General features: G+C 66.0%; 1 protein-coding gene and 1 pseudogene. Both read left to right on the top strand.

The genetic code is table 11. The features are described from left to right. Nucleotides 1–759 carry an electron transfer flavoprotein subunit beta/FixA family protein gene (locus tag P1K30_RS23785; protein ID WP_275635225.1) on the top strand — a complete coding sequence of 253 codons (759 nt, stop codon included), beginning with the start codon at nucleotides 1–3 and terminating at the stop codon, nucleotides 757–759. Beyond that, nucleotides 759–1,168: pseudogene (locus P1K30_RS23780) on the top strand (electron transfer flavoprotein subunit alpha/FixB family protein); the annotation flags it as partial. The gene P1K30_RS23785 and the pseudogene P1K30_RS23780, both read left to right, overlap by 1 nt.

Raw genomic sequence — 1,168 nt, 5'->3', positions numbered from 1 at the left:
ATGAAGGTCCTCGTACCTGTGAAACGTGTGATCGACTACAACGTGAAGGTCCGCGTGAAGGCGGATGGCACGGGCGTCGATCTCGCCAACGTCAAGATGTCCATGAACCCGTTCGACGAGATTGCCGTCGAAGAGGCGATCCGCCTGAAAGAGAAGGGCGCCGCCGAGGAAGTGGTGGCTGTCTCGATCGGCGTGAAGCAGGCGCAGGAAACCCTGCGGACCGCGCTGGCGATGGGCGCCGACCGGGCGATCCTCGTGGTTGCCGCCGACGACGTTCATCAGGACATCGAACCGCTGGCCGTCGCGAAGATCCTGAAGGGCATCGTCGACGAGGAACAGCCGGGTCTCGTGCTGTGCGGCAAGCAGGCGATCGACAACGACATGAACGCCACGGGCCAGATGCTGTCGGCGCTGCTGGGCTGGAGCCAGGCCACCTTCGCGTCTGAAGTGAACATCGACGGCGACCATGCCAACGTCACCCGCGAGGTCGACGGCGGCCTGCAAACGATCAAGGTGAAGATGCCCGCCATCGTCACGGTCGACCTGCGCCTGAACGAGCCGCGCTATGCCTCGCTGCCGAACATCATGAAGGCGAAGAAGAAGCCGCTGGATGAAAAGACCCCCGCCGACTACGGCGTGGACGTCGCGCCGCGGCTGGAAATCGTGAAGACCGAAGAGCCGCCGGCGCGCAAGGCGGGCGAGATGGTCGGTTCGGTCGACGAACTGGTCGCGAAACTCAAGGAAGCGGGGGCTGTGTGATGGCTGTACTTCTTCTTGCCGAAGTCACCGGCGGCGAACTGCAACGTGACGCCACCGCCAAGGCCGTGACGGCCGCGAAACAACTGGGCGACGTGACGGTGCTGGCCGCTGGCGCCGCCGCTGCCGACGCGGGCGCCGCCGCCGCCGCCATCGACGGCGTGTCGAAGGTGCTGGTCGCCGAGGATGCGTCGCTGGGGCACCGCCTTGCGGAAACCACCGCCGCGCTGCTTGCGTCGCTTGCAGGCGACTACGACCACATCGTCGCCCCGGCCACCACCGACGCGAAGAACGTGATGCCGCGCGTCGCGGCGCTGCTGGACGTGATGATCCTGTCGGACGTCTCGGGCATCGTGGACGCCGACACCTTCGAACGCCCGATCTACGCGGGCAACGCGGTGCAGACGGTGAA

The organism is Psychromarinibacter halotolerans (genome assembly GCF_029168315.1).
Classification (GTDB): Bacteria; Pseudomonadota; Alphaproteobacteria; order Rhodobacterales; family Rhodobacteraceae; genus Psychromarinibacter; species Psychromarinibacter halotolerans.
Note: the sequence above shows the minus strand (reverse complement) of the source record. Positions and strands in the feature narration are given on the sequence as shown.

What these genes read in the sequence shown, in the direction of transcription:
- P1K30_RS23785 (WP_275635225.1), top strand. Translation starts at nt 1, where the DNA reads ATGAAGGTCCTCGTACCTGTGAAACGTGTGATCGACTACAACGTGAAG.